This is a genomic window from Pseudomonas sp. BNK-44-b (assembly GCF_047456245.1).
Lineage (GTDB): Bacteria > Pseudomonadota > Gammaproteobacteria > Pseudomonadales > Pseudomonadaceae > Aquipseudomonas > Aquipseudomonas machongensis.
Window position 1 is genome coordinate 4,605,898 of the sequence record NZ_CP179908.1, and the last position, 21,064, is coordinate 4,626,961.

General features: G+C 62.7%; 19 protein-coding genes. 9 read left to right on the forward strand and 10 right to left on the reverse strand.

Annotated elements, in window-relative coordinates:
- Positions 1-75 precede the first annotated feature (75 nt).
- Together osmE and ACMGGG_RS20985 are read left to right on the forward strand one after the other, a co-directional pair.
- Positions 76-417 (forward strand): osmotically-inducible lipoprotein OsmE, encoded by a 342-nt coding sequence (osmE, locus tag ACMGGG_RS20980; protein WP_414154366.1) that lies wholly within the window; start codon positions 76-78, stop codon positions 415-417.
- 42 nt (positions 418-459) lie between these two features.
- On the forward strand, positions 460-990 hold the full coding sequence (locus ACMGGG_RS20985; RefSeq protein WP_054894559.1) for a ferritin-like domain-containing protein: 531 nt from the start codon (positions 460-462) through the stop codon (positions 988-990).
- A gap of 65 nt (positions 991-1,055) precedes the next feature.
- Here the strand turns inward: ACMGGG_RS20985 and ACMGGG_RS20990 are convergent, their stop codons facing one another.
- Positions 1,056-2,237 carry an epoxide hydrolase family protein gene (locus ACMGGG_RS20990; protein ID WP_414154367.1) on the reverse strand — a complete coding sequence of 394 codons (1,182 nt, stop codon included), beginning with the start codon at positions 2,235-2,237 and terminating at the stop codon, positions 1,056-1,058.
- A gap of 116 nt (positions 2,238-2,353) precedes the next feature.
- Here ACMGGG_RS20990 and ACMGGG_RS20995 point away from each other — a divergent pair, with 116 nt between their 5' ends.
- The gene (locus ACMGGG_RS20995; RefSeq protein WP_063546361.1) at positions 2,354-2,941 is read left to right on the forward strand and encodes a TetR/AcrR family transcriptional regulator; all 588 of its coding nucleotides are present in this window, start codon (positions 2,354-2,356) and stop codon (positions 2,939-2,941) included.
- A gap of 68 nt (positions 2,942-3,009) precedes the next feature.
- Here ACMGGG_RS20995 and ACMGGG_RS21000 read toward each other — a convergent pair whose 3' ends face one another.
- The gene (locus ACMGGG_RS21000) at positions 3,010-5,073 is read right to left on the reverse strand and encodes an AsmA family protein (RefSeq protein WP_414154368.1); all 2,064 of its coding nucleotides are present in this window, start codon (positions 5,071-5,073) and stop codon (positions 3,010-3,012) included.
- Positions 5,074-5,414: 341 nt separating this feature from the next.
- On the opposite strand from ACMGGG_RS21000, the gene ACMGGG_RS21005 reads away from it, so the two are divergent.
- The 3 genes from ACMGGG_RS21005 (at position 5,415) to ACMGGG_RS21015 (ending at position 7,865) form a co-directional block, all read left to right on the forward strand.
- Positions 5,415-5,915, forward strand: coding sequence for a phage infection protein (locus tag ACMGGG_RS21005; RefSeq protein ID WP_112899292.1), 501 nt, complete (start codon positions 5,415-5,417; stop codon positions 5,913-5,915).
- A gap of 125 nt (positions 5,916-6,040) precedes the next feature.
- Positions 6,041-6,673, forward strand: coding sequence for a TetR family transcriptional regulator (locus ACMGGG_RS21010; RefSeq protein WP_054894553.1), 633 nt, complete (start codon positions 6,041-6,043; stop codon positions 6,671-6,673).
- Positions 6,674-6,755: 82 nt separating this feature from the next.
- The gene (locus ACMGGG_RS21015) at positions 6,756-7,865 is read left to right on the forward strand and encodes an AGE family epimerase/isomerase (protein WP_414154369.1); all 1,110 of its coding nucleotides are present in this window, start codon (positions 6,756-6,758) and stop codon (positions 7,863-7,865) included.
- A gap of 158 nt (positions 7,866-8,023) precedes the next feature.
- On the opposite strand, the gene ACMGGG_RS21020 is transcribed toward ACMGGG_RS21015, so the two are convergent.
- From ACMGGG_RS21020 to ACMGGG_RS21045, 6 genes are all read right to left on the reverse strand, one after another.
- Positions 8,024-8,791, reverse strand: a complete 768-nt coding sequence (locus tag ACMGGG_RS21020; RefSeq protein WP_414154370.1) for an SDR family oxidoreductase — start codon at positions 8,789-8,791, stop codon at positions 8,024-8,026.
- A gap of 594 nt (positions 8,792-9,385) precedes the next feature.
- Positions 9,386-10,102 (reverse strand): ABC transporter ATP-binding protein, encoded by a 717-nt coding sequence (locus ACMGGG_RS21025; protein ID WP_054894550.1) that lies wholly within the window; start codon positions 10,100-10,102, stop codon positions 9,386-9,388.
- The gene (locus tag ACMGGG_RS21030) at positions 10,099-10,974 is read right to left on the reverse strand and encodes an ATP-binding cassette domain-containing protein (protein ID WP_063546373.1); all 876 of its coding nucleotides are present in this window, start codon (positions 10,972-10,974) and stop codon (positions 10,099-10,101) included. Before ACMGGG_RS21030 ends, ACMGGG_RS21025 begins: the two co-directional genes overlap by 4 nt.
- Positions 10,971-12,272 (reverse strand): high-affinity branched-chain amino acid ABC transporter permease LivM, encoded by a 1,302-nt coding sequence (gene livM, locus ACMGGG_RS21035; protein WP_414154371.1) that lies wholly within the window; start codon positions 12,270-12,272, stop codon positions 10,971-10,973. The genes ACMGGG_RS21030 and livM overlap by 4 nt, the downstream gene beginning before the upstream one ends.
- Before the next feature lie 2 nt (positions 12,273-12,274).
- Entirely contained in the window at positions 12,275-13,189 is a 915-nt protein-coding gene (locus ACMGGG_RS21040) for an ABC transporter permease subunit (RefSeq protein WP_054894547.1), read from the reverse strand.
- A 158-nt stretch (positions 13,190-13,347) separates the two neighbouring features.
- The gene (locus ACMGGG_RS21045) at positions 13,348-14,484 is read right to left on the reverse strand and encodes a branched-chain amino acid ABC transporter substrate-binding protein (RefSeq protein ID WP_054894546.1); all 1,137 of its coding nucleotides are present in this window, start codon (positions 14,482-14,484) and stop codon (positions 13,348-13,350) included.
- 470 nt (positions 14,485-14,954) lie between these two features.
- On the opposite strand from ACMGGG_RS21045, the gene pncB reads away from it, so the two are divergent.
- Both pncB and nadE read left to right on the forward strand, forming a co-directional pair.
- Complete coding sequence (pncB, locus tag ACMGGG_RS21050) at positions 14,955-16,160, forward strand: nicotinate phosphoribosyltransferase (protein ID WP_063546375.1); 1,206 nt, start codon at positions 14,955-14,957, stop codon at positions 16,158-16,160.
- Between the two features lie 3 nt (positions 16,161-16,163).
- Positions 16,164-16,991, forward strand: coding sequence for an ammonia-dependent NAD(+) synthetase (gene nadE / locus ACMGGG_RS21055; RefSeq protein ID WP_063546378.1), 828 nt, complete (start codon positions 16,164-16,166; stop codon positions 16,989-16,991).
- Positions 16,992-17,107: 116 nt separating this feature from the next.
- Here nadE and azu read toward each other — a convergent pair whose 3' ends face one another.
- Complete coding sequence (azu, locus tag ACMGGG_RS21060) at positions 17,108-17,554, reverse strand: azurin (protein ID WP_054894543.1); 447 nt, start codon at positions 17,552-17,554, stop codon at positions 17,108-17,110.
- Positions 17,555-17,926: 372 nt separating this feature from the next.
- Between azu and ACMGGG_RS21065 the strand changes: the two genes are divergently transcribed.
- The gene (locus ACMGGG_RS21065; RefSeq protein ID WP_054894542.1) at positions 17,927-18,514 is read left to right on the forward strand and encodes a TIGR00730 family Rossman fold protein; all 588 of its coding nucleotides are present in this window, start codon (positions 17,927-17,929) and stop codon (positions 18,512-18,514) included.
- A 63-nt stretch (positions 18,515-18,577) separates the two neighbouring features.
- On the opposite strand, the gene ACMGGG_RS21070 is transcribed toward ACMGGG_RS21065, so the two are convergent.
- Complete coding sequence (locus ACMGGG_RS21070) at positions 18,578-20,878, reverse strand: YgiQ family radical SAM protein (RefSeq protein WP_414154372.1); 2,301 nt, start codon at positions 20,876-20,878, stop codon at positions 18,578-18,580.
- Between the last annotated feature and the right edge of the window lie 186 nt (positions 20,879-21,064).

A 21,064-nucleotide genomic window follows, 5' to 3' on the forward strand; every position in this document is an offset into this window, starting at 1 on the left:
TCGAACTCTTGACGCGCCGTGCGGTTCCAACCTTGACAGCCACCCGCAACGGACCTTTCTGCAAGGAGCGGAACCATGAACAAAGCGATCCTGGCCATTCTTGTCGCAAGCACGACCCTCGCGGCCTGCGGCAGCCGTCCGGAAAACCCGGCGGACTACGTCACCTACCGCGACGAGCCGCTGGTCAAGCAGGTCGAGCACGGCATGACCACGCAAAAGGTCATCGCCATCGGCGGCAGCCCATCGAACATGAGCGACCTGCCCAACGGCGGGATCTGCAACGACTACATCCTCTACAAGGATGGCAAGCAACAGCCCTACTACGTGCGCTTCGACGCCAGCGGGCATGTCGACGCCAAGGGATTCAAGACCTGCAAACAGCGAGAAGAGGACCGCAAGGGCTTACCCGGCCAGTAAGCCCTCCCGCCCACTTACCCCCTGATCTGTATGGAGAGAATCATGAGCAACGTTGAACTGACCGATATCGACACTTTGCGCCAGCGCGCACGCCAGCATGTAGAGCAAGGCGCCGTCACCGAAGGCTACAACGCCGACCGCGAGACCATCATCCGCCTGCTCAACGAGTCGCTGGCCACCGAGCTGGTCTGCACCCTGCGCTACAAGCGCCACTACTTCATGGCCAGTGGTATCAAGGCCAGCGTCGCTGCCGAGGAGTTCCTCGAGCACGCGAACCAGGAGTCCGAACACGCCGACAAGCTGGCCGAGCGTATCGTCCAGCTGGGCGGCGAGCCGGACTTCAACCCGGACAACCTGAGCAAGAACTCCCACGCGCAGTACGTGGCCGGCAGCAATCTCAAGGAGATGGTGCTCGAAGACCTGGTTGCCGAGCGTATCGCCATCGACAGCTACCGCGAGATCATCCAGTACATCGGTGACAAGGACCCGACCACCCGTCGCATCTTCGAAGACATCCTGGCCCAGGAAGAAGAGCACGCGGACGATATGTCGGACCTGCTGCAAGGGCTGTAGGAGCGGGCTTGCCCGCGAAGAGGCCGTCGCGGTGCCCGGCACCGCGACAAGCCCGCTCACCCCTCTCAGCGGAACCGCGCAAAGGCCCGCCACATCTCCCGGGCAAAGATCTGCGGCTGCTCGAACGCCGCGAAGTGCCCGCCGTGCTCGGCTTCATTCCAGTAGAACAGTTCAGCGTAGGCTTGCTCGGCCCACTTGCGCGGCGGCTGGAAGGTCTCGGCGGGAAACACCGTGGCCCCCATCGGCAACTGGATGCGCTCTGAAGACGCACGCACCGCCGAGAAGAAACTGCGGTCGCGAATGGTGCTGCCCACACCCTCCCAGTACAAGCGGGCGCTGGACGTACCGGTGCCGGTGAACCAGTACAGCGAGATGTCGTCGAGCATCTGGTCGCGGCTCAGGGCATCTTCCGGGCGCCCCTTGTTATCGGTCCACTCCCAGAATTTCTCGTACATCCACATGGCCAGCGCCAGCGGCGAGTCGTTCAGTGCATAGCCGATGGTCTGCGGCCGGGTGTTCATCTGGTCGGCATAGCCGGACATCTGGTCCAGATAATGATCCACGTCACTCAGCGCCCGCAGCTCGGCCTCGGTGGGATGCTGCGGTGCGTGCTCGGGCACCACCAGCAACAGGTTCACATGGGCGGCGAGCAAGCCCGCCGGCTGCTGACTGGCCAGTGCGTGGGTGATCGCCGAACCCCAATCACCACCCTGGGCGACCCAGCGCGGGTACCCAAGCCTCTCGGTCATCAGCACGGCCCAGGCGCGGGCAATTCGCTGTGGATTCCAGCCCCGCTCGGTGGGCTTTTCCGAGAAGCCATAGCCGGGAATCGACGGCACCACGACGTGAAAGGCGTCTTCGGCACGGCCGCCGAAGCGGGTCGGGTCGGTAAGGCGCTCGATGACGTCGAGAAACTCCACCACCGAACCCGGCCAGCCATGGGTGAGCAGGATCGGCATCGCCTGGGGATGCGGCGAGCGCGCATGGATGAAGTGAACAGCGACGCCGTCGATCTGTGTGTGGAACTGCTCGAAGCGGTTGATGCGAGCCTCGAACTGGCGCCAGTCGTAGTGGTTGAGCCAATGGTCGATCAAGCCCTTGGCAGCCTCCAGGGGCACGCCCTGGGACCAGTCGGCGACCAGTTCCGGGTCGGGCCAGCGGATGGCGCGCAGGCGCTGGTGCAGGTCGTCGATTGCAGCCTGCGGGATATCGACCTTGAATGGCTCAAGGGTGGAAAGCGTGGACATGTTCAACTCCGGATGAAAACGAACCTGTAGCGGTCACTACAAACACTAAGTCGCGCCTCCGAACACTGTCAACGAAAAACTTTAACGACTGCTACAAATGCGATAGAGTGCCGCCCATGACACGAAAAATCTCATTCGACTATCAGCAAGCCCTGGCCAGCGCCACGGACTTGTTCTGGAAAAACGGCTACGCCGCCACCGGCCTGCGCGATCTGCTCAAGGTCATGGGCATCGGCGAGGGCTCGTTCTACAACACCCTCAAGAGCAAGAAGCAGCTCTACCTGGCCTGCGTCGAGCGCTACAACGAAGAGGTGGTCGGCAAGCGCGAACAGGCCCTGTTGGCCGCACCGACTGCGGCCCTGGGCATCCGTGCATTCTTCGCCGATGTGCTCGACAGCCTCGACAACCCACAAACGCCCTCGCGCCTGTGCCTGCTGGCGGCGATGGAGACCGAGGAAGTGCTGGTCGACGACGAGCTGAGGTTACGCGCCGAGCAGGCGCTGGCGGACTTGAAAGCGATGTTCGCCTTGCGCCTGGCCGAGGACCGCGAGCGTGGGGAGTTGCCGGCGAGCCTGGACCCGCAATTGAATGCAGCGATCATCGCCACCTACCTCAAGGGGCTGTGGCGCATGGCGTTGGTGGAGTATGAGCGGCCGGCGTTCGAGCGGCAGATCGATGCCTTCCTGACGGCGCTCGGGCTGTAGCCGATTATTTGGCTGGGCCGGCCCTACCGCGGGACCAGTCGGGGCGCCGAACCGCCGTGCCGCTCCCTCTACTTCTTCGGCTTCACCGCCGCAGGCGCCTTGCCGGCCTTCATCCGCTCCAGCAGCGGCGTGCACTGGTTGGGCACATCACCACTCGGAGCGATCAGCGCCAGCAACCCGGCGGCCGGCCCGATCGCCACACCCAGCGCTACCATCCCTGCGCCACGCAAGGCCAGCGGCACCGCTTGCACGCCAGCACTGGGCTTGGCGAACGGCCCACGCACATACAGCGGTGAGCGCAGCGAGAACAGGCGCAGCCCCTTGGATTCCGGAGTGACCTTCAGGTCCAGTTGCTCGCTGGCGAAATTCGCCGTGCCATCGATGTAGATGATCGCGTTCTCGGTGTCGAACACGAACAGCCGCGTGGTCGCCAGGCCATCCTTGATACCGACGTCGGCCGCCGCGCAGTTGATCTTCACATCCTCGTCGCCAAACAGCTTGTCGACCACGTAGTTGCCGACGTTGAGCCCGGCGATCTCCATCAGGCTGCGGCTGATCGCACCATCATTGATCAGCAGGCGCAGGTCGCCGTTGGAGGTGCCCAGCAACGCCGCCACAGAGTTGCCGCGACCGCTCAGGTCGGCGTCGCCGTTCAGCTCGCCGAAGCTGGTCTGCATCGGGGCAAAGGTCGGGAACAGCTCCTTGAGCTTGAAGCCGCGGGCAGTCAGGCGGGCCCGGCCCTGCATCGGCACCGAGCGGCCATCGAGGCGAATATTGGCATCGAGGTTGCCGCCGGCCACGCCAAAGCGCAGCGGGACCATACGCAGCAGACCGTCCTCGAGCACCACATGGGCAGACAGATCCTTGAACGGCAACTGCTCGCTATGCACGATGCGCTTGCCAGCGAACGTCACGTCGGCATCCATCGCCCGCCAGCGGTCGGTGCGGAACTCCTCTACCGGCAGCACCTTGCCGGTCGGCTGCTTGCTGGCGCCACCACGGGCTTTTTGCTCGGCATTGGAATCGGCGCCGATCAGTGGCGCCAGGTCCTTGAACAGCAACTGATTGGAGACCAGGTTGCCGGAGAGCTTGGGGCGTGGCTGGCTGGCGACGAAGGCCAGGTCGCCATGGATGTCGCTGTCACCGATCTTGCCGTTGAAGCCTTCGTAGCGGAAACGCGCGCCCTGCGGATCATGCAGGTTGGCGCTGAGGTGGCCGTCGGTGGAATACGCCGGGGTATCGGGCAGGGTCACACCGGTCAGCGGGTAGAGGTTGCCCAGGCTGCTGCCGGAAAGCTTCAAGCGCAGGTCCAGAGCGCCGAGATTGCGTGGGTCGGTCAGGGTGCCGGCGACGGCTGCGCGGGTGTCGCCTACGCGCGCATCGACCTGCAGCGGGAATGGCTGCCTGGCGTCCTGCAGCGCCAGCAAGCCGCCGATCTTGCCGGTCGCGGACACTGGCTGGCCCTTGTAGCGGCCTTCGGCCTTGAGCCCGAACGCGTAATCCTGCGCGCCACCGGCTTTTTCCGCGCTGGCCTTGCCGACGATCTCGCTGAACGGGATCGGCTTGCCCAGCGGGTCGATCTGCACCTTCATGTCGGTTTTCAGGGTCTGGTCGTCGAAGCGCACATTACCCTGGTCGAATCCGATCGCCCCGATATCGAGCACCCACCTGGAAGGTTCGGCGTTCTCGTCCTTGGGCCCGAAATCGAAAGTCCAGTTAGCGCGGCCGTCAGCCAGGCGCGTGAGGCTGGCGGTGGGATGAGTAAGGTCGATTCGGGGGATCGAGATCTGCTGGAACAACAGCGGCAGCGGCGACAGGCGAAACTCGACACGTTCCAGGCCGACCATCTGCGGCTCCTTGAGCCAGTCGGGATTGCCCAGGGTCAGGTCTTCGGCCACGAAGCGCGGCCAAGGCACCCAGGCGCGCCAGCCGCCCTCATCGGGCTCGCGCTGCCAGTGCACGGCGAGGTTGCCATTGATGGCGAACGGGCGGTGCAGCGCTTCGGAGACCTTCTCGTTGAGCAGCGGCTTGATACGGTTCCAGTCGAAGGTGGCAATCACCACCACCAGTATCACCAGCAAGGCCGCGAGGCTGGCGAGGATCCAGGTGAAGATTCTGGCGGGGCGCGTCATTGCGGGGCTCTCCTGACTGCAAGACTTGAAGCGGTGCGGCAAAGGCATTCATTACTTCGGACTGATGAAAGCCCGAGGGGTTTTATCGACGACGGCAATGATAGCGAAGTTTTTTCTGACCCATTTCTCAGCTTTGTGGGTGGAATCGACCTGGATGTTACCGGTAAAACGCGGTAGCACGTAGCCACCAACCACCCCGAAATCACTGATCCAGAGCCTTCCCGACCAACCATCATTTGCGTCGATTGTTACCATTAGCCATATGAACTTTTTTCTTGAGTTACCAAGCGTAGCATTGCCCTCGTACCCACTTTCCAGCGTCCCACGAGGAGCACCGAATCATGAAACGCCAACTGCTGCTGAGTCTGAGTCTTTCCATCCTCGCCGCCAACGCCTTCGCCTTGCCGGCTGCCGACCAACACCTGAGTGCCGAAGCCCGTTCCAGCTCGGCAGTGATTTCCCAGCCCCTGAAGACGGTTGCCGAAGGTGGTTCTGATCGTCTGATCGAACGCAACAACCGCGTTGCCGAAGGTGGCTCGGACCGTCTGATCGAACGCAACAACCGCGTTGCCGAAGGTGGCTCGGACCGTCTGATCGAACGTAACAACCGCGTCGCCGAAGGTGGCTCGGACCGTCTGATCGAACGCAACAACCGCGTCGCCGAAGGTGGCTCGGATCGTCTGATCGAACGCAACAACCGCGTTGCCGAAGGTGGCTCGGATCGCCTGATCGAACGCAACAACCGCGTTGCCGAAGGTGGCTCGGATCGTCTGATCGAACGCAACAACCGCGTAGCCGAAGGTGGCTCTGATCGTCTGGTCGAAATCCGCCGCGTGAGCTGATGCCCATGGCTGATAACGACAACTCGACATACAGCGCTTGCTCCCCTCCAAAGCCCGGTCCATTGACCGGGCTTCGTTTTTTTATCTAGAGTGCCAAGCCGTACAGTCACAGAATCCAGAGCCCCATGCTGCCGCGTGCCGAACAGAAGCAACAGACCCGCCAGGCCTTGCTCGACGCCGCCTGCCAGCTCATGGAGAGTGGCCGGGGCTTCGGCAGCATCAGTCTGCGCGAAGTGGCCAAGGCGGCCGGCATCGTCCCCACCGGTTTCTACCGGCATTTCCCCGATATGGATGCCCTGGGCCTGGCGCTGGTCGCCGAGGTCGATGCCACCTTCCGCCAGACCATTCGCCTGGTGCGCCACAACGAATTCGAACTCGGTGGCATCACCGACGCCTCGGTACGTATCTTCCTCGATGTGGTAGCGGCACACCGCGCCCAGTTCCTGTTCCTCGCCCGTGAACAGTACGGCGGCTCGCAGCCCGTGCGCCAGGCCATCGCCCGACTGCGCCGGGATATCAGCTCTGACCTGGCCACCGACCTTGCACGCATGACCCGCTGGCAGCATCTGGACAGCGCCGCCCTCGGGGTGATGGCCGACCTGGTGGTCAAGACCGTGTTCGCCACCCTGCCAGAGCTGATCGACAGCCCTGATCCGGCTTGCCCGCAGGCGCTGACCGCACAGGACAAGATCACCCAGCAACTGCGCTTCATTTTCGTCGGGGCGCGGCATTGGCAGGGGTTGGGGAATCCGGGCTGAAGCCCGCGAAGCGGCCGCCACAATCAACCCCTTCCCCAGTTCTGCTACCATGGCGCCCTGCCCGATTGCGACGAGCGCCTTCATGTCCAACCCCCGCCCTACCCCGTCCGAGCTGAGTACCTGCCTGGCTTCTGTGCGCGAACATTTCGCCAAGCGCATCGTGCCCTTGTGGCAAGGTCCCGGTTGGAACGCCGACATGGCCCTGCCCTTCGAAGCCCTCGACGCCGAACACCACCCCCTGCCGGTGCAGCGATACCGCGCCATGGCCTGCGCACGCCAGCTGTACCTGTTCAGCAGCCGCATCGAGCAACCCGGTGCCGCCGAGCGCGCCGCCGCCCTGTTCCGCTCGCTGCAACGGCATTTTCACGATGCCGAGCACGGCGGCTGGTTCTACAGCATCGATGCCGACGGCAAGCCACTGGACCGACGCAAGGACCTCTACACCCACGCCTTCATCGTCTTCGCCTGCGCCCACTACTGGGGCAAGGTCCGCGAAGGGCTGGTCGAGTCGGCGCTGAACGCCGCCCTGGAAATCATCGAGGAACAGTTCGCCCGGGATGATGGCCTGTACGAAGCCGTACTCGGCGAAGACTGGTCCGATCTTGGCAGCGGCCCGCTGCAGAACCCGCAGATGCACCTGGCCGAAGCCTTCCTGCAGACCCTGGCCGTACGCGAGGACGATGCCGCGCAAGCGGCCCTGGTGCAGTTATGCACAGCCCTGCAGGCGCAGTTCATCGATCCGGCCCACGGCGTGATGCTGGAGAAACCCCGCGGTGCTGTGGATAACTGGTTCGAGCCTGGGCATCAGTTCGAATGGTTCTACCTGCTCGACACCTCGCCACTGCTGCGCGGCACACCGCTGCATGCGTCGATCAGCCGGGCATTCGGGTACGCCGAGCGCTGCGGCGTGAAGGACGCGGCGGTGATCGCTTCGCTGGATGTCGAAGGCAAGGTGATCGATGCGACCCAGCGGATCTGGGCCCAGGCCGAATATCTGCGGGCGCTGGCATTGAAGCCAGACAACGAGGCGAAGCTGATGACCCAGCTCAAAGCCCTCGAAGACAACTTCCTGCATGCCGGCGGCTGGCACGAATGCCGCGACGGCCAGGGCGCAGTCAGCCGACACGACATGCCGTCCACCACGCCCTACCACCTGGCCACCTGCCTCGAAGGCCTGCAACGCCTGCTCTGATTGACGTAGGGGCAACTGTCCTGCTCAAAATCTAAAGACCAGCCCAATCCCTGTGGGAGCGGGCTGGTCCCGCGAACACGGGCGTAGCCCGTGCCAGGCAGCGCGGTGTCTCTTTCGCGGGCAAGCCCGCTCCTACAAGGGCTGGCGTGGAACCGTTCTCAGCCCTTGGCCGAACGGTCGATCGAGAACCCAGCCCAGTCCTGACTTACCGGCATCAGCTCAAGGTTGTTGATGTTGATGTGCGCCGGCTGGTTGAGCACCCAGAAGATAGTGTCAGCGATGTCCTGCGGCTGGATCGGCTCGGCGCCCGCGTAGGTAGCGTCGTAGCGCGACTGGTCGCCACCAAAGCGCACCAGCGAGAACTCGCTTTCGCACAGGCCCGGCTCGATGTTGGTCACCCGTACGCCGGTGCCGCGCAGGTCGCAGCGCAGGCTCAGGGAGAACTGCCCGACAAAGGCCTTTGTGCCGCCATACACATGGCTGCCCGGATAGGGGTAGTTACCCGCCACCGAACCCACATTGAGGATGCTTGCGCCACGGCCATGGGCGATCAGGCGTGGCAACAGCAGGCGGGTGGTGTACATCAGGCCCTTGATGTTGGTATCGACCATGGTTTCCCAGTCGTCCAGGTCGCACTGCGGTGCAGGGTCGGCGCCCAGGGCCAGCCCTGCGTTGTTGACCAGGCCCTGCAGCTTGTCGAAGGCCGGCGGCAGGCTGACAATGGCCGCCTCCATCGCCTTGCGGTCGCGTACATCGACCACCAGGCCGAGCACCTCGGTCTTGGCCGACAGCTCGGCGCACAGGGCATCCAGGCGCTCCTTGCGGCGACCAGTAAGCACCAGCTTCCAGCCAGCGTCGGCGAAACGACGGGCAGTGGCTTCACCGAAACCGGAAGTGGCACCTGTGATGAATACGGTGGACGTCATGCTGTTCTCCTTCGCTGTAGGGGTCGTCGCAGGCCTTGCAGCATGCCCGCGGCGCACGCTGGCAGCAAGCCGTTTTCGGTACTGGTCAAAAAACAGGCAACACTTCGAAAGCCTTGCAGCACAAGGGCTGGTGCAGGCTATACGCATCTTATCCACAAGGCTTTCCCCATGGATTGGGGGCAACTCGTCGGTCAAAGGGAACCCTTTGACCTGGATAAACTCATTTAGAACGCTCAGGTGATGGCGCAACGCTTTCAACCATGCCGTGTCCAGCAGTCTGTCCAAGGGTTGCGCACAGACTTATCCACAGAAAGGCAACAGCGATTTCGAGCCGCGATTCATGGGCAAAAGCGCGACGCAATAGTGCACAAAGCGTGACTGATCAAATATTGACCAATGCCATGCAGGCCTTAGGATACGTGGGGTCCAGCGACATGCCACCATGTTTTCCACAGGCGGTTCCACATTAATCGTGGAAAACATCGTGCCTGTGGAAACAAGGGGTTATGCAGGGAATCTACGGTGGTTCAAGCGGGATGTGCGACAAGTTGTCCACATTGGCGACCGGGGCCGCAAAGCAGCCCCTGCCACACCTCAATGCCCGCCCAGATAGGCGCTACGCACCTCTTCGTTGACCAGCAACTCCTGCCCGGTCCCTGTCATGCGGATCTGCCCGTTGACCATCACATAGGCCCGGTCCGACAGTTTCAGCGCATGGTTGGCGTTCTGCTCGACCAGGAAAATGGTCATGCCGGTCTTGGCCAGTTCGCGCAGGGTCGAGAAGATCTGCTTGACCACGATCGGCGCCAACCCCAGCGACGGCTCGTCCAGCAACAGCAGCTTGGGCCGGCTCATCAAGGCGCGGGCGATGGCCAGCATCTGCTGCTCGCCGCCAGACATGGTCATGGCCCGCTGGTTGCGTCGCTCCTTGAGTCGCGGGAACAGCTCGTACATGCGCTGCATGTCTTCGTCGGCATGCTTGTCGCCGATGGGGATGGTGCCCATCATCAGGTTCTCCTCGACGGTCATGTCGGGGAACACCCGCCGCCCTTCCGGTGACTGGGCGATGCCGTTGGAGGCGATGTAGTGCGACGACTTGCGGGTAATGTCGGTGCCACGGTAGAGGATCTGCCCGGAAGCTGCGCGCGGTTGGCCGAAGATCGACATCAGCAGCGTGGACTTGCCCGCGCCGTTGGCACCGATCAGGCTGACCGTCTCGCCCTCCTCGATATGCATCGAGACCTTCTTCAGCGCCTGGATCGGCCCGTAGAACACATCCAGGTCCTTGAGCTCGAGAATGGGTGCACTCATATCAGTTCCTCTTCGTCGGCACCCAGGTAGGCGGCGATTACCGTCGGGTTGTTGCGGATGTCCTGCGGAGCGCCTTCGGCGATCACATTGCCGTGGTCGAGCACGACGATGTGATCGGAAATGCTCATGACCATGCCCATGTCGTGCTCGATCAGCACCACGGTGATGTCGTGTTCGTCGCGCAGCACACGGATCATGCGGCTCAGCGCCTCGGTCTCCTGCGGGTTGAGACCGGCGGCCGGCTCGTCCAGGCAGATGATCTTTGGCCGCGTGCACATGGCCCGGGCGATCTCCAGCCGACGCTGCTGACCGTACGACAACTCGCCAGCCAGGCGGTTGGCGCAATCGACCAGATCGACTACCTCCAACCAGTAGAACGCGTGATCCAGCGCGTCGCTTTCGGCCTGGCGATACCCCTTGGTGTTGAGCACCCCGGCCAGCAGGTTGCGGTTGACCCACATGTGCTGGGCCACCAGCAGGTTTTCCACCACCGACATTTCCTTGAACAGACGAATGTTCTGGAAGGTGCGCGCAAGGCCCGCGCGGTTCACCAGATGGGTACCACCGAACATCTTGTAGTACAGACGATTGGCGAAGCGTGCCGGCGAAACGAAATCCGTCGCCTCGAAGCGTTCGCCCAGCAGTTGGATGACGTTGGTGTGGCTGCCACGCACGTTCAGCTCGATACGCCCACCGCTGGCCTTGTAGAAGCCGGTCAGGCAGTTGAACACCGTGGTCTTGCCGGCGCCGTTGGGGCCGATCAGGGCGAAGATCTGGTTGCGCTTGACCTTCAGGCTGACGTCGCTGAGCGCCTTGATGCCGCCGAACTGCATCATCAGGTTGTCGACCGAGAGAATGATTTCGTCGCTCATGGCGCCACTCCTTTACTTGGGACCACGCCAGTGCGGCTGATGCGAATCAGCCCTCGCGGTCGCCAGATCATCATCAGCACCATCAGCACACCGAACAGCAGCACGCGGTACTCGGAGAAGCTGCGCAGCAGCTCCGGCGCCACGGTCAGCACGAAGGCGGCGATCACCACACCCACGGTCGAGCCCATCCCACCCAGCACGACGATGGCCAGGATCAACGCCGATTCGAAGAAGGTGAACGAGGACGGGTTGACGAAGCCTTGGTAAGTGGCGAAGAACACCCCGGCAAGACCGGCAGTAGACGCGCCAAGGGTGAAGGCCGAGAGCTTGACCAGCACGTGGTTCAGGCCCATCGAACGGCAGGCGATCTCGTCTTCGCGCAGCGCCTCCCAAGCGCGGCCGACCGGCATGCGCGTCAGCCGGTGCTTGATGTAGAGCACCGCCAATACCACCAGGAACAGCACGATGTAGATGAACAGGAACTTGTAGTTGGCGTTGTATTCGATACCGAAGAACTCGTGGAACGGCACCCCGCCATCCTTCGCCCGACGGCCGAACTCCAGCCCGAAGAAGGTCGGCGACGGCGCCGGCATGCCGTTCGGGCCACCGGTGAACGACAGCCAGTTGTTCAGCACCAGGCGGATGATCTCACCGAAGCCCAGGGTCACGATCGCCAGGTAGTCGCCATGCATGCGCAACACCGGGAAGCCCAGTATGCATCCGGCCAGTGCCGCAGCGATGGCCGCCAGCGGTAGCACGCTCCAGAAGCCCAGCCCCAGGTACTGGTAGCCCAGCGCCAGGCCATAGGCGCCAATGGCGTAGAACGCCACGTAACCCAGGTCGAGCAACCCGGCCAGGCCGACCACGATGTTCAGGCCCAGGCCCAGCAGCACATAGATCAGCCCGAGGATGACCACGGTCAGCAAGTACTTGTTGGCAAAGATCGGGAAGACGATGGCGATGACGATCAGCGCCGGGATGATGTAGCGCAGGCGCGACTTGTAGTCGGGTGCCAGCACGTGCACGCCTGAGCCGCCGCTGTCGAAACCTTGCAGCAGGCGTTGGCCGGTGGTTGTCTGCAGGAACAGGCTGAGCACGAAGCGACCGATCATCACCCCGCCGACCAGCCAGGCCACGCGCCGGGGTTCTGCATTGAAGCTGTAGCCGTCGAGCACCACGCCGACGACAGGTCCGAAAACGATGAGCGCCAGCAAGCCGGCGACGAGGGTCTCGATCAGACTGCGCTTGATGTCGAAACCTTTGCTTGAAGAAGTGGAGGCAGTATTGGCAACGGACATGATCACACCTTAGCCACGAGCGGGCGACCGAGCAGGCCTTGTGGACGGAAGATGAGGATTATCACCAACAGCGAGAAGCTGAAGACGTCCTTGTAGTCGGAGTTGACCAGCCCAGAGAACAGCGACTCGGAAATGCCCAGGATGATCCCGCCGAGCATGGCGCCCGGTAGCGAGCCGATGCCCCCGAGTACCGCGGCAGTGAACGCCTTGATGCCGATGATGAAGCCCGCATAGAAGTCGAAGGTGCCGTAGTTCATGGTGATCAGCACACCCGCCAGCGCAGCCATCACTGCACCGATGACGAACACATAGGAGATCACCCGGTCGGTGTTGATCCCGAGGATCGACGCCATCTTGCGGTCCTGCTGGGTGGCGCGGCACATGCGCCCGAGCTTGGTGTACTTGATGACATAGGTGAGCAGGCCCATGCCGACGAAAGCGGCCACCAGGATGAAGATCTTGGTGTAGGTGAGCTGGACGAAGCCGGTGCCGATATCGACGCGCCAGGCACCTTCGAGCAGGGTCGGTACGCCTTGCTGGCGCGCCCCCTGGCTGAGTTGCGCGTAGTTCTGCAGGATCAGCGAGATACCGATGGCGCTGATCAGCGGCGCCAGGCGGGTGGAGTTGCGCAGTGGCTTGTAGGCGATGCGCTCGATGGTGAAGCCATAGACACCGGTGACGACAATGGTGAACAACAGCGTGCCAAGCATCAGCAGCGGGAAGGATTCGATACCGAAGTAGGCCAGCAATGCCAGGCTGATCGCCGCGAGATACGCGGAGATCATATACACCTCGCCGTGCGCGAAGTTGATCATGCCGATGATGCCATAGACCATTGTGTAGCCGATGGCGATCAGACCATAGACAGACCCGAGGGTCAGCCCATTGATCAGTTGCTGCAGGAAAATACCATCCATAACGCAATCTCACCTGTTGAGATTGCACGAGCGCCGACCACGGCGAGGGCAAGGGCAGAGCGTCCCTCGCCGCGCAGGACTGTGCAGATCTACGGATAAAGTACAAATACCGCGGGGCTGGGCCCGGTGCGCCAACGCGCCCGGGCCGCGAGCCGTTGTTATTTTTGTTTTTCCAGCTGGTGGTACTTGCCGTTGGCATCCCACTGGTAGACCACGTAGTCGGAGACGGTCAGGTCGCCCTTGCTGTCCCACTTCTTCTCGCCCATGACGGTCTTGACCGGATTGGCCTTGAGCCACTTGGCGGCGTCTTCGCCCTTGTTCGACTTGGCGCCGTTGAACGCGGCGGCCAGCGCCTGGATCGAGGCGTAGGCGTACAGGGTGTAGCCTTCAGGCTCGGTGCCGGCCTTGCGGAACTCCTCGACCACCGCCTTGCTGTCCGGCAGCAGGCGCGGGTCGGCACCAAAGGTCATGTACACGCCGTCGGTGTATTGCGCACCGCCTGCGGTGGCCACCAGTTCGTCGGTGACGATACCGTCGTCGGACATGAACTTGACGTCCTTCAGGCCCTGCTCGCGCAGTTGGCGCACCAGCGGACCGGCTTCCGGGTGCAGGCCGCCGAAGTAGACGACGTCGGCACCGGTGGAGCGGATCTTGGTGACCACGGCGCTGAAGTCCTTCTCGCCACGGGTCAGGCCTTCGTACAGCACAGGCTTGACGCCGCGCTTCTCGAGCTGCGCCTTGGTCGCATCGGCCAGGCCCTGGCCATAGGTGTCCTTGTCGTGCAGGACCGCGACCTTCTTGCCCTTGAGCACATCGACGATGTAGTCGCCGGCAACGATGCCCTGCTGGTCGTCACGTCCGCACATGCGGAACATGGCCGACAGGCCACGCTCGGTGACCTGCGGGTTGGTCGACCCGGGGGTGATCGCGATGACGCCCGCTTCGTCGTACACCTCGGAGGCGGGAATGGTGTTGGAGGAGCAGAAGTGTCCGACCACGCCGATCACCTTGTCCTGATCGACCAGGCGGTTGGCAACGGCCACGGCCTGCTTCGGCTCGCAGGCGTCATCGCCCTTGACCAGGACGATCTTCTCGCCGTTGATGCCGCCGGCCTTGTTGACCACATCGGCTGCCGCCTGGGCGCCCTTCATGTATTGCTCGCCAAACGCTGCGTTGGCGCCGGTCATCGGGCCCGCTACGCCGATCTTTACGTCGGCCTGTACATACGAAGAAACACCCAGTGCCGTAGCCACGGCCAGTGCCAGGAAACCTTTCTTGTAAAACGTCTGCGACATGAGGTGGTGCTCCTAGAGTTTTTTTAGTTGGCACTACAACTTCATCAACCCTGTGCTCTGAGCAAGGGCCGTGCCATCGGTTTTGTCTTCCGGGAAAACACACTCCGCTGGGCCACTGCAGACCTCCGGCGGTCGTTTCTTTATTGAGCGTGCAACCGTCTGCCACAGGGCAGGCGCCACTGAACGCAAAACAAAGGAGCAACCGCAAGGTGCCATCATTGCAACCCTCGCAAGTGTTTACGTGCAACCATCCTGTAACAGCATGACGTCACCGAAGTGCACACCGCTGGTGCGCGACTGCTACAGGCAGGCACTGTTTCAAGGCTAGACGCTGTGACGGGGAATGGTGGTTTATCGATGATGGCCTTTCGCAGTCAGGCGGCGTTTCCCCGCAAAGGGGCCACCACAAATCCCTGCCCCCCTCTCGAAGCTGGCACAATAGGCACCAATCGCCGCCCTGGAGCCATTCAATGAGCGAGAGCGCATTCGCCGAGCGCATCGTGCATAACCTGCTCGACACCGACTTCTACAAGCTCACCATGATGCAGGGCGTCCTGCACAACTACCCGGACGCCGACGTGGAATGGGAATTCCGCTGCCGCAATGGCGAAGACCTGCGCCCCTATCTGGGCGAAATCCGCCGGCAGATCGAACGGCTGGCCGACCTCACCCTCGACGACGGCCAACTGACCTTCCTCGAGCGTATCAGCTTCCTCAAGCCCGACTTCCTGCGCTTTCTCGGCCTGTTCCGCTTCAACCTGCGCTACCTGCGCATCGGCATCGAGCACGACCAGCTGTTCCTGCGCCTGCGCGGCCCGTGGCTGCACGTAATCCTGTTCGAGGTGCCGCTGCTGGCGATCATCAGTGAAGTGCGCAACCGCCACCTGCATCCGCAGATGCGCCTGAACGCTGCGCGCGACCAGCTCCATCGCAAGTTCGACTGGTTGCGCGCCAATGCCAGCGAAGAGGAGCTGCGCGCCCTGCAGGTCGCCGACTTCGGCACCCGCCGACGCTTCTCGAGCCGCGTGCAGGAAGAAGTGGTGCGGGTGATGCGCGATGACTTCCCGGCACGCTTCGTCGGCACCAGTAACGTCGACCTGGCATGGAAACTGGATATCAAGCCACTTGGCACCATGGCCCACGAATGGATCATGGCCCACCAGCAACTCGGCCCACGGTTGATCGACAGCCAGATCGCCGCACTGGACTGCTGGGTGCGCGAGTACCGCGGGCTGCTCGGCATCGCCTTGACCGACTGCATCACCATGGATGCATTCCTCGGCGACTTCGACCTGTACTTCGCCAAGCTCTTCGACGGCCTGCGCCACGATTCGGGCGAGCCGGTGGCCTGGGCGGAAAAGGCCATCGCGCACTACCGCAAGCTGGGGATCGATCCGATGACCAAGACCCTGGTGTTCTCCGATGGCCTGGACCTGCCGCGCACCCTGCAGATCTTCCGCGCACTGCGCGGTCGCATCAATGTCAGCTTCGGCATCGGCACCAACCTGACCTGTGACATTCCGGGTGTGGCGCCGATGAGCATCGTGCTTAAAATGACCGACTGCAACGGCTCGCCAGTGGCGAAGATTTCCGACGAAGCCGCCAAGACCCAATGCCGCGACGAGAACTTCGTCGCCTACCTGCGTCACGTATTCAAAGTCCCTAGCAAGGAGTAACCCATGCAAGCCGTTCAGCAAGAGATTGCCCAGGCGCTCAAGGTACAGCCGCCCTTCGCCGACGCCGCCGCGCTCGAGAAGGAAGTGGCCCGGCGCGTGGCCTTCATCAAGGACTGCCTGGCCAACGCCCGGCTCAAGACCCTGGTGCTAGGCATCAGCGGCGGCGTCGATTCGCTGACCGCTGCCCTGCTCGCCCAACGCGCTGTCAATGAACTGCGCGCCGAGACCGGCGACCAGGCCTATACCTTCATCGCCGTACGCCTGCCCTACCAGGTACAGCACGACGAGCACGACGCTCAGGCCTGCCTGGAGGTGATCAAGGCAGACGAAGTGCACACCGTCGATATCGCCCCGGCTGTCAGGGCCCTGGCCGCCGAAGTGGTGGAACTGAAGAACGGTTCGCCGACCCTGGTCGACTTCGTCGTCGGCAACGTCAAGGCGCGCACCCGCATGGTCGCCCAGTACACCATCGCTGGCGCGCGCGCAGGCCTGGTGATCGGCACCGACCACGCCGCCGAGGCGGTGATGGGCTTCTTTACCAAGTTCGGTGATGGTGCCTGTGACCTGGCGCCGCTGAGCGGGCTGGTGAAGAACCAGGTGCGGGCGATCGCGCGCAGCTTCGGTGCGCCGGAATCGCTGGTGGAGAAGGTGCCGACTGCAGATCTGGAAGACCTGGAACCAGGCAAGCCGGACGAGGCATCGCACGGGGTGACCTACAAGGAGATCGACGCCTTCCTGCACGGTGAGTCGGTGCGCCAGGAAGCCTTCGACATTATCGTCGCCACCTACCGCAAGACCCAGCACAAGCGCGAACTGCCGTTCGCCCCTTGAAAAGCTTCGCGGGCAAGCGCGCTCCCACAAGTTGTTCACTGTTCTCAAGGGCAGTGAACAACTTGTGGGAGCGGGCTTGCCCGCGAATTGGGCCTTAAGGCCCTACACAACAGCCATTACTTGACGACAACCTTGCCCTTCATCATCGAGATGTGGCCCGGGAAGGTGCAGAAGAAGCTGTAGTCGCCACCGGCTTCGAGCTTGGAGGTGTCCAGCTTGATGGTGTCTTTCTCGCCAGCGCCGATCATCTTGGTGTGGGCGATGATCGCAGCGTTGTCAGCCTTGATGTAGTCCTTGTCCAGACCCTGGGTCATGCCCTCGGTGGCAATGGCCTGCATGTCGGCAGTCTTGCTGATCACCAGGTTATGGCCCATGACGTTCTTCGGCAGGCTGCCACCATGAGTCAGTTCGATCTCGACGGTCTTGCAGCTCTTGTCGACGGTGAACTCCTTGGTGTTGAACGACATCTGGTCGGTAGAGTCGACAGTCACCTTGCAGTCGGCGGCAAAGACAGAAGCGCTGGCGAGGGTCAGCAGGGATACCGCTACAGCTTTCGCAAACATCGTGAATCTCCTTGGCAGGGTTTTATCAATTGCGAGACTGCCTGAAACCGGCCAGGCCCTTGCTGATTTGAATCAAGGGCCATCAATGAGCCAGCCAGTAGTATTGTTCAATGGATTGTATACAAACAATCTAAGAGCACATCATGCCTGCTTGATAGACGATGGGACAACCTCTCATTTAGGAGCAAGTACCATGAATCTCGGAAATTTCATGCGCGGCCTCTTGGCTGCCTATGCGTGCGGCGCAACCGGTGCTGCGGTCTGCGAGTTCGCCCGACCGGAGTGAACTCGACGCTTGGAGCACGCGGCATTGCGCCTTACCCTGTGTGCCCCGCTGCCTGCGCAGCGGGTGAACTGCACTGGAGATAAGCAATGCCCGTACGTTCCGTCTGTGTCTTCTGCGGCGCCAGCATCGGCGCCAACCCGGCCTATCGTGAGGCCGCCATCGCCCTCGGCCAGGCCATCGCCCACCGCGGCCTGACTCTGGTCTACGGCGGTGGCGCCGTCGGCCTCATGGGCATCGTCGCCGATGCTGCCATGGCCGCTGGCGGCGAAGTCATCGGCATCATCCCGCAGAGCCTGATGGACGCCGAAGTTGGCCACAAAGGGCTGACGCGCCTGGAGGTGGTCGACGGCATGCATGCCCGCAAGGCGCGCATGGCCGAGCTCAGCGATGCCTTCATCGCCCTACCGGGTGGGCTGGGTACGCTGGAAGAGTTGTTCGAGGTCTGGACCTGGGGTCAACTGGGCTATCACGCCAAGCCGCTGGGGCTGCTGGATGTGAATGGCTTCTATGAAAAGCTTGGCGGCTTCCTCGACCATATCGTCGAGGAAGGTTTCGTGCGGCCGCAGCACCGGGCGATGCTGTTGCTCGGTCAGCAGGCGGATGAGCTGCTCGATGGCATGGACAGCTTCATCGCCCCGGTGGCGCCGAAGTGGGTCGATCACAAGCCCGATTGATCGTTTTACAGAACCCGTGGGGGCGGCGCTTCGCCCCCACCATGTTCCTTGCGGGCCTGGAGGTCAGCGCGGAATCACTGGCTGGCGCGGCCTCTTGTTGCCCTTGCCGCCTTTGGCCGCTTCCTTGCGCTCCTTGGCCGCCTGCTGGTTGCGGGCGAATGCCTCGGCCTTGGCCTTCTCGCGCTTGTCCCACGGCTTGCTGCCATCGCTGGCACGCGGCGGCAGGCCGTTGTGCTGGGTGAGGATCTTCTGCTCCTTGGCCACCTTGTGGCTGCCAGCCGGCGTCGAGTTCTTGCGACGGGCGCTCTGGTAGCTGTCGGTCTGCGGCTGGTGCAGCGGGATCAACTGATGCTTGCCCGGGCCGATCAGGTCGGCGCGCCCCATGCGGGTCAGCGCTTCACGCAGCATCGGCCAGCCCTTCGGGTCGTGGTAGCGCAGGAACGCCTTGTGCAGGCGGCGCTGCTCGTCGCTCTTGACGATCTCCACACCCTCACTCTTGTAGGTAACCTTGCGCAGCGGGTTCTTGCCCGAGTGGTACATGGCCGTGGCCGACGCCATGGGCGAAGGGTAGAACGCCTGCACCTGGTCGGCGCGGAAACCGTTGCCCTTGAGCCAGAGGGCCAGGTTCATCATGTCTTCGTCGGTGGTGCCAGGATGCGCAGCGATGAAGTACGGGATCAGGTACTGCTCCTTGCCCGCTTCCTTCGAGTACTTCTCGAACATGCGCTTGAAGCGGTCGTAGCTGCCGATACCCGGCTTCATCATCTTGTCCAGCGGACCACGCTCGGTGTGCTCCGGGGCGATCTTGAGGTAGCCACCGACGTGGTGGGTGACCAGCTCCTTCACGTACTCCGGCGACTCGACCGCCAGGTCGTAACGCAGGCCCGAGGCGATGAGGATCTTCTTCACCCCCGGCAGCGCACGCGCCTTGCGATACAGCGAGATCAGCGAGCTGTGGTCGGTATTGAGGTTCTCGCAGATGCCCGGGAACACACATGACGGCTTGCGGCAGTGCTTCTCGATCTCGTGGCTCTTGCAGGCGATGCGATACATGTTGGCGGTCGGCCCGCCCAGGTCAGAGACCACGCCAGTGAAGCCCGGTACCTTGTCGCGCATCTCCTCGATCTCGTGCAGGATCGATTCGTGGGAGCGGTTCTGGATGATCCGGCCTTCGTGCTCGGTGATCGAGCAGAAGGTACAGCCGCCGAAGCAGCCGCGCATGATGTTCACCGAGAAGCGGATCATCTCGTAGGCCGGGATGCGCTCCTTGCCATAGGCCGGGTGCGGGACGCGCGCGTAGGGCATGCCGAACACGTAGTCCATTTCCTCGGTGCTCATCGGAATGGGTGGTGGGTTGAACCACACGTCCACTTCACCGTGCTTCTGCACCAGGGCGCGGGCGTTGCCTGGGTTGGTTTCCAGGTGCAGCACGCGGTTGGCGTGGGCATAGAGCACCGGGTCGTTGCGTACCTTCTCGAACGATGGCAGACGGATCACCGACTTCTCGCGGGTCATGCGCGGGCTGTCGAGAATCTGTACGACCTTGGCTTCGTTCGGGTCTTCCACCTCGCCCTTGGCCTGCTCGATGGCGCAGGCCTGGGTGTCCTGGGTGTTGACGTAGGGGTTGATGATCTTGTCGACACGGCCCGGACGGTCGATGCGGGTGGAGTCGATCTCGTACCAGCCCTCGGGGGTGTCCCGGCGGATGAACGCGGTGCCGCGCACGTCGGTGATCGACTCGATCTTCTCGCCGTTGGACAAGCGCTGGGCAACCTCGACCACCGCCCGCTCGGCGTTGCCGAACAGCAGGATATCGGCGCTGGCATCGACCAGGATCGAGTGGCGGACCTTGTCCTGCCAGTAGTCGTAGTGGGCGATGCGGCGCAGCGAGGCCTCGATGCCACCGAGCACGATCGGCACGTGCTTGTAGGCTTCCTTGCAGCGCTGGCTGTACACCAGGCTGGCGCGGTCCGGACGGCTGCCGGCCAGGCCACCAGGCGTGTAGGCGTCGTCGGAACGCACCTTCTTGTCGGCGGTGTAACGGTTGATCATCGAATCCATGTTGCCGGCCGCGACACCGAAGAACAGGTTCGGCTCGCCGAGCTTCATGAAGTCGTCTTTGGACTGCCAGTTCGGCTGGGCAATGATACCGACGCGAAAGCCCTGGGCTTCCAGCAGGCGGCCGATGATGGCCATGCCGAACGATGGGTGGTCGACGTAGGCGTCACCGGTCACGATGATGATGTCGCAGGAATCCCAGCCGAGCTGATCCATCTCCTCCCTGCTCATCGGCAGGAAAGGCGCTGGCCCGAAGCATTCGGCCCAGTACTTGGGATAGTCGTAGAGTGGTTTGGCTGCTTGCATGTCAGTGACCGGTTCTGGTGTGCAGGGAAATCGCGGGCGCGGAATATAGCACAAATTTTGACCAAATCCGACGGTGGTGGTCGGAATCATAGTGATCGCCCAGAAAAACATCGCCCCCCCTGTGGTAGCGGGTTTACCCGCGAATGCGATGGCGGGTTCAACATCGCATTCGCGGGTAAACCCGCT

What these genes read in the sequence shown, in the direction of transcription:
- osmE (WP_414154366.1), top strand. Translation starts at nt 76, where the DNA reads ATGAACAAAGCGATCCTGGCCATTCTTGTCGCAAGCACGACCCTCGCG.
- ACMGGG_RS20985 (WP_054894559.1), top strand. Translation starts at nt 460, where the DNA reads ATGAGCAACGTTGAACTGACCGATATCGACACTTTGCGCCAGCGCGCA.
- ACMGGG_RS20990 (WP_414154367.1), bottom strand. Translation starts at nt 2,237, where the DNA reads ATGTCCACGCTTTCCACCCTTGAGCCATTCAAGGTCGATATCCCGCAG.
- ACMGGG_RS20995 (WP_063546361.1), top strand. Translation starts at nt 2,354, where the DNA reads ATGACACGAAAAATCTCATTCGACTATCAGCAAGCCCTGGCCAGCGCC.
- ACMGGG_RS21000 (WP_414154368.1), bottom strand. Translation starts at nt 5,073, where the DNA reads ATGACGCGCCCCGCCAGAATCTTCACCTGGATCCTCGCCAGCCTCGCG.
- ACMGGG_RS21005 (WP_112899292.1), top strand. Translation starts at nt 5,415, where the DNA reads ATGAAACGCCAACTGCTGCTGAGTCTGAGTCTTTCCATCCTCGCCGCC.
- ACMGGG_RS21010 (WP_054894553.1), top strand. Translation starts at nt 6,041, where the DNA reads ATGCTGCCGCGTGCCGAACAGAAGCAACAGACCCGCCAGGCCTTGCTC.
- ACMGGG_RS21015 (WP_414154369.1), top strand. Translation starts at nt 6,756, where the DNA reads ATGTCCAACCCCCGCCCTACCCCGTCCGAGCTGAGTACCTGCCTGGCT.
- ACMGGG_RS21020 (WP_414154370.1), bottom strand. Translation starts at nt 8,791, where the DNA reads ATGACGTCCACCGTATTCATCACAGGTGCCACTTCCGGTTTCGGTGAA.
- ACMGGG_RS21025 (WP_054894550.1), bottom strand. Translation starts at nt 10,102, where the DNA reads ATGAGTGCACCCATTCTCGAGCTCAAGGACCTGGATGTGTTCTACGGG.
- ACMGGG_RS21030 (WP_063546373.1), bottom strand. Translation starts at nt 10,974, where the DNA reads ATGAGCGACGAAATCATTCTCTCGGTCGACAACCTGATGATGCAGTTC.
- livM (WP_414154371.1), bottom strand. Translation starts at nt 12,272, where the DNA reads ATGTCCGTTGCCAATACTGCCTCCACTTCTTCAAGCAAAGGTTTCGAC.
- ACMGGG_RS21040 (WP_054894547.1), bottom strand. Translation starts at nt 13,189, where the DNA reads ATGGATGGTATTTTCCTGCAGCAACTGATCAATGGGCTGACCCTCGGG.
- ACMGGG_RS21045 (WP_054894546.1), bottom strand. Translation starts at nt 14,484, where the DNA reads ATGTCGCAGACGTTTTACAAGAAAGGTTTCCTGGCACTGGCCGTGGCT.
- pncB (WP_063546375.1), top strand. Translation starts at nt 14,955, where the DNA reads ATGAGCGAGAGCGCATTCGCCGAGCGCATCGTGCATAACCTGCTCGAC.
- nadE (WP_063546378.1), top strand. Translation starts at nt 16,164, where the DNA reads ATGCAAGCCGTTCAGCAAGAGATTGCCCAGGCGCTCAAGGTACAGCCG.
- azu (WP_054894543.1), bottom strand. Translation starts at nt 17,554, where the DNA reads ATGTTTGCGAAAGCTGTAGCGGTATCCCTGCTGACCCTCGCCAGCGCT.
- ACMGGG_RS21065 (WP_054894542.1), top strand. Translation starts at nt 17,927, where the DNA reads ATGCCCGTACGTTCCGTCTGTGTCTTCTGCGGCGCCAGCATCGGCGCC.
- ACMGGG_RS21070 (WP_414154372.1), bottom strand. Translation starts at nt 20,878, where the DNA reads ATGCAAGCAGCCAAACCACTCTACGACTATCCCAAGTACTGGGCCGAA.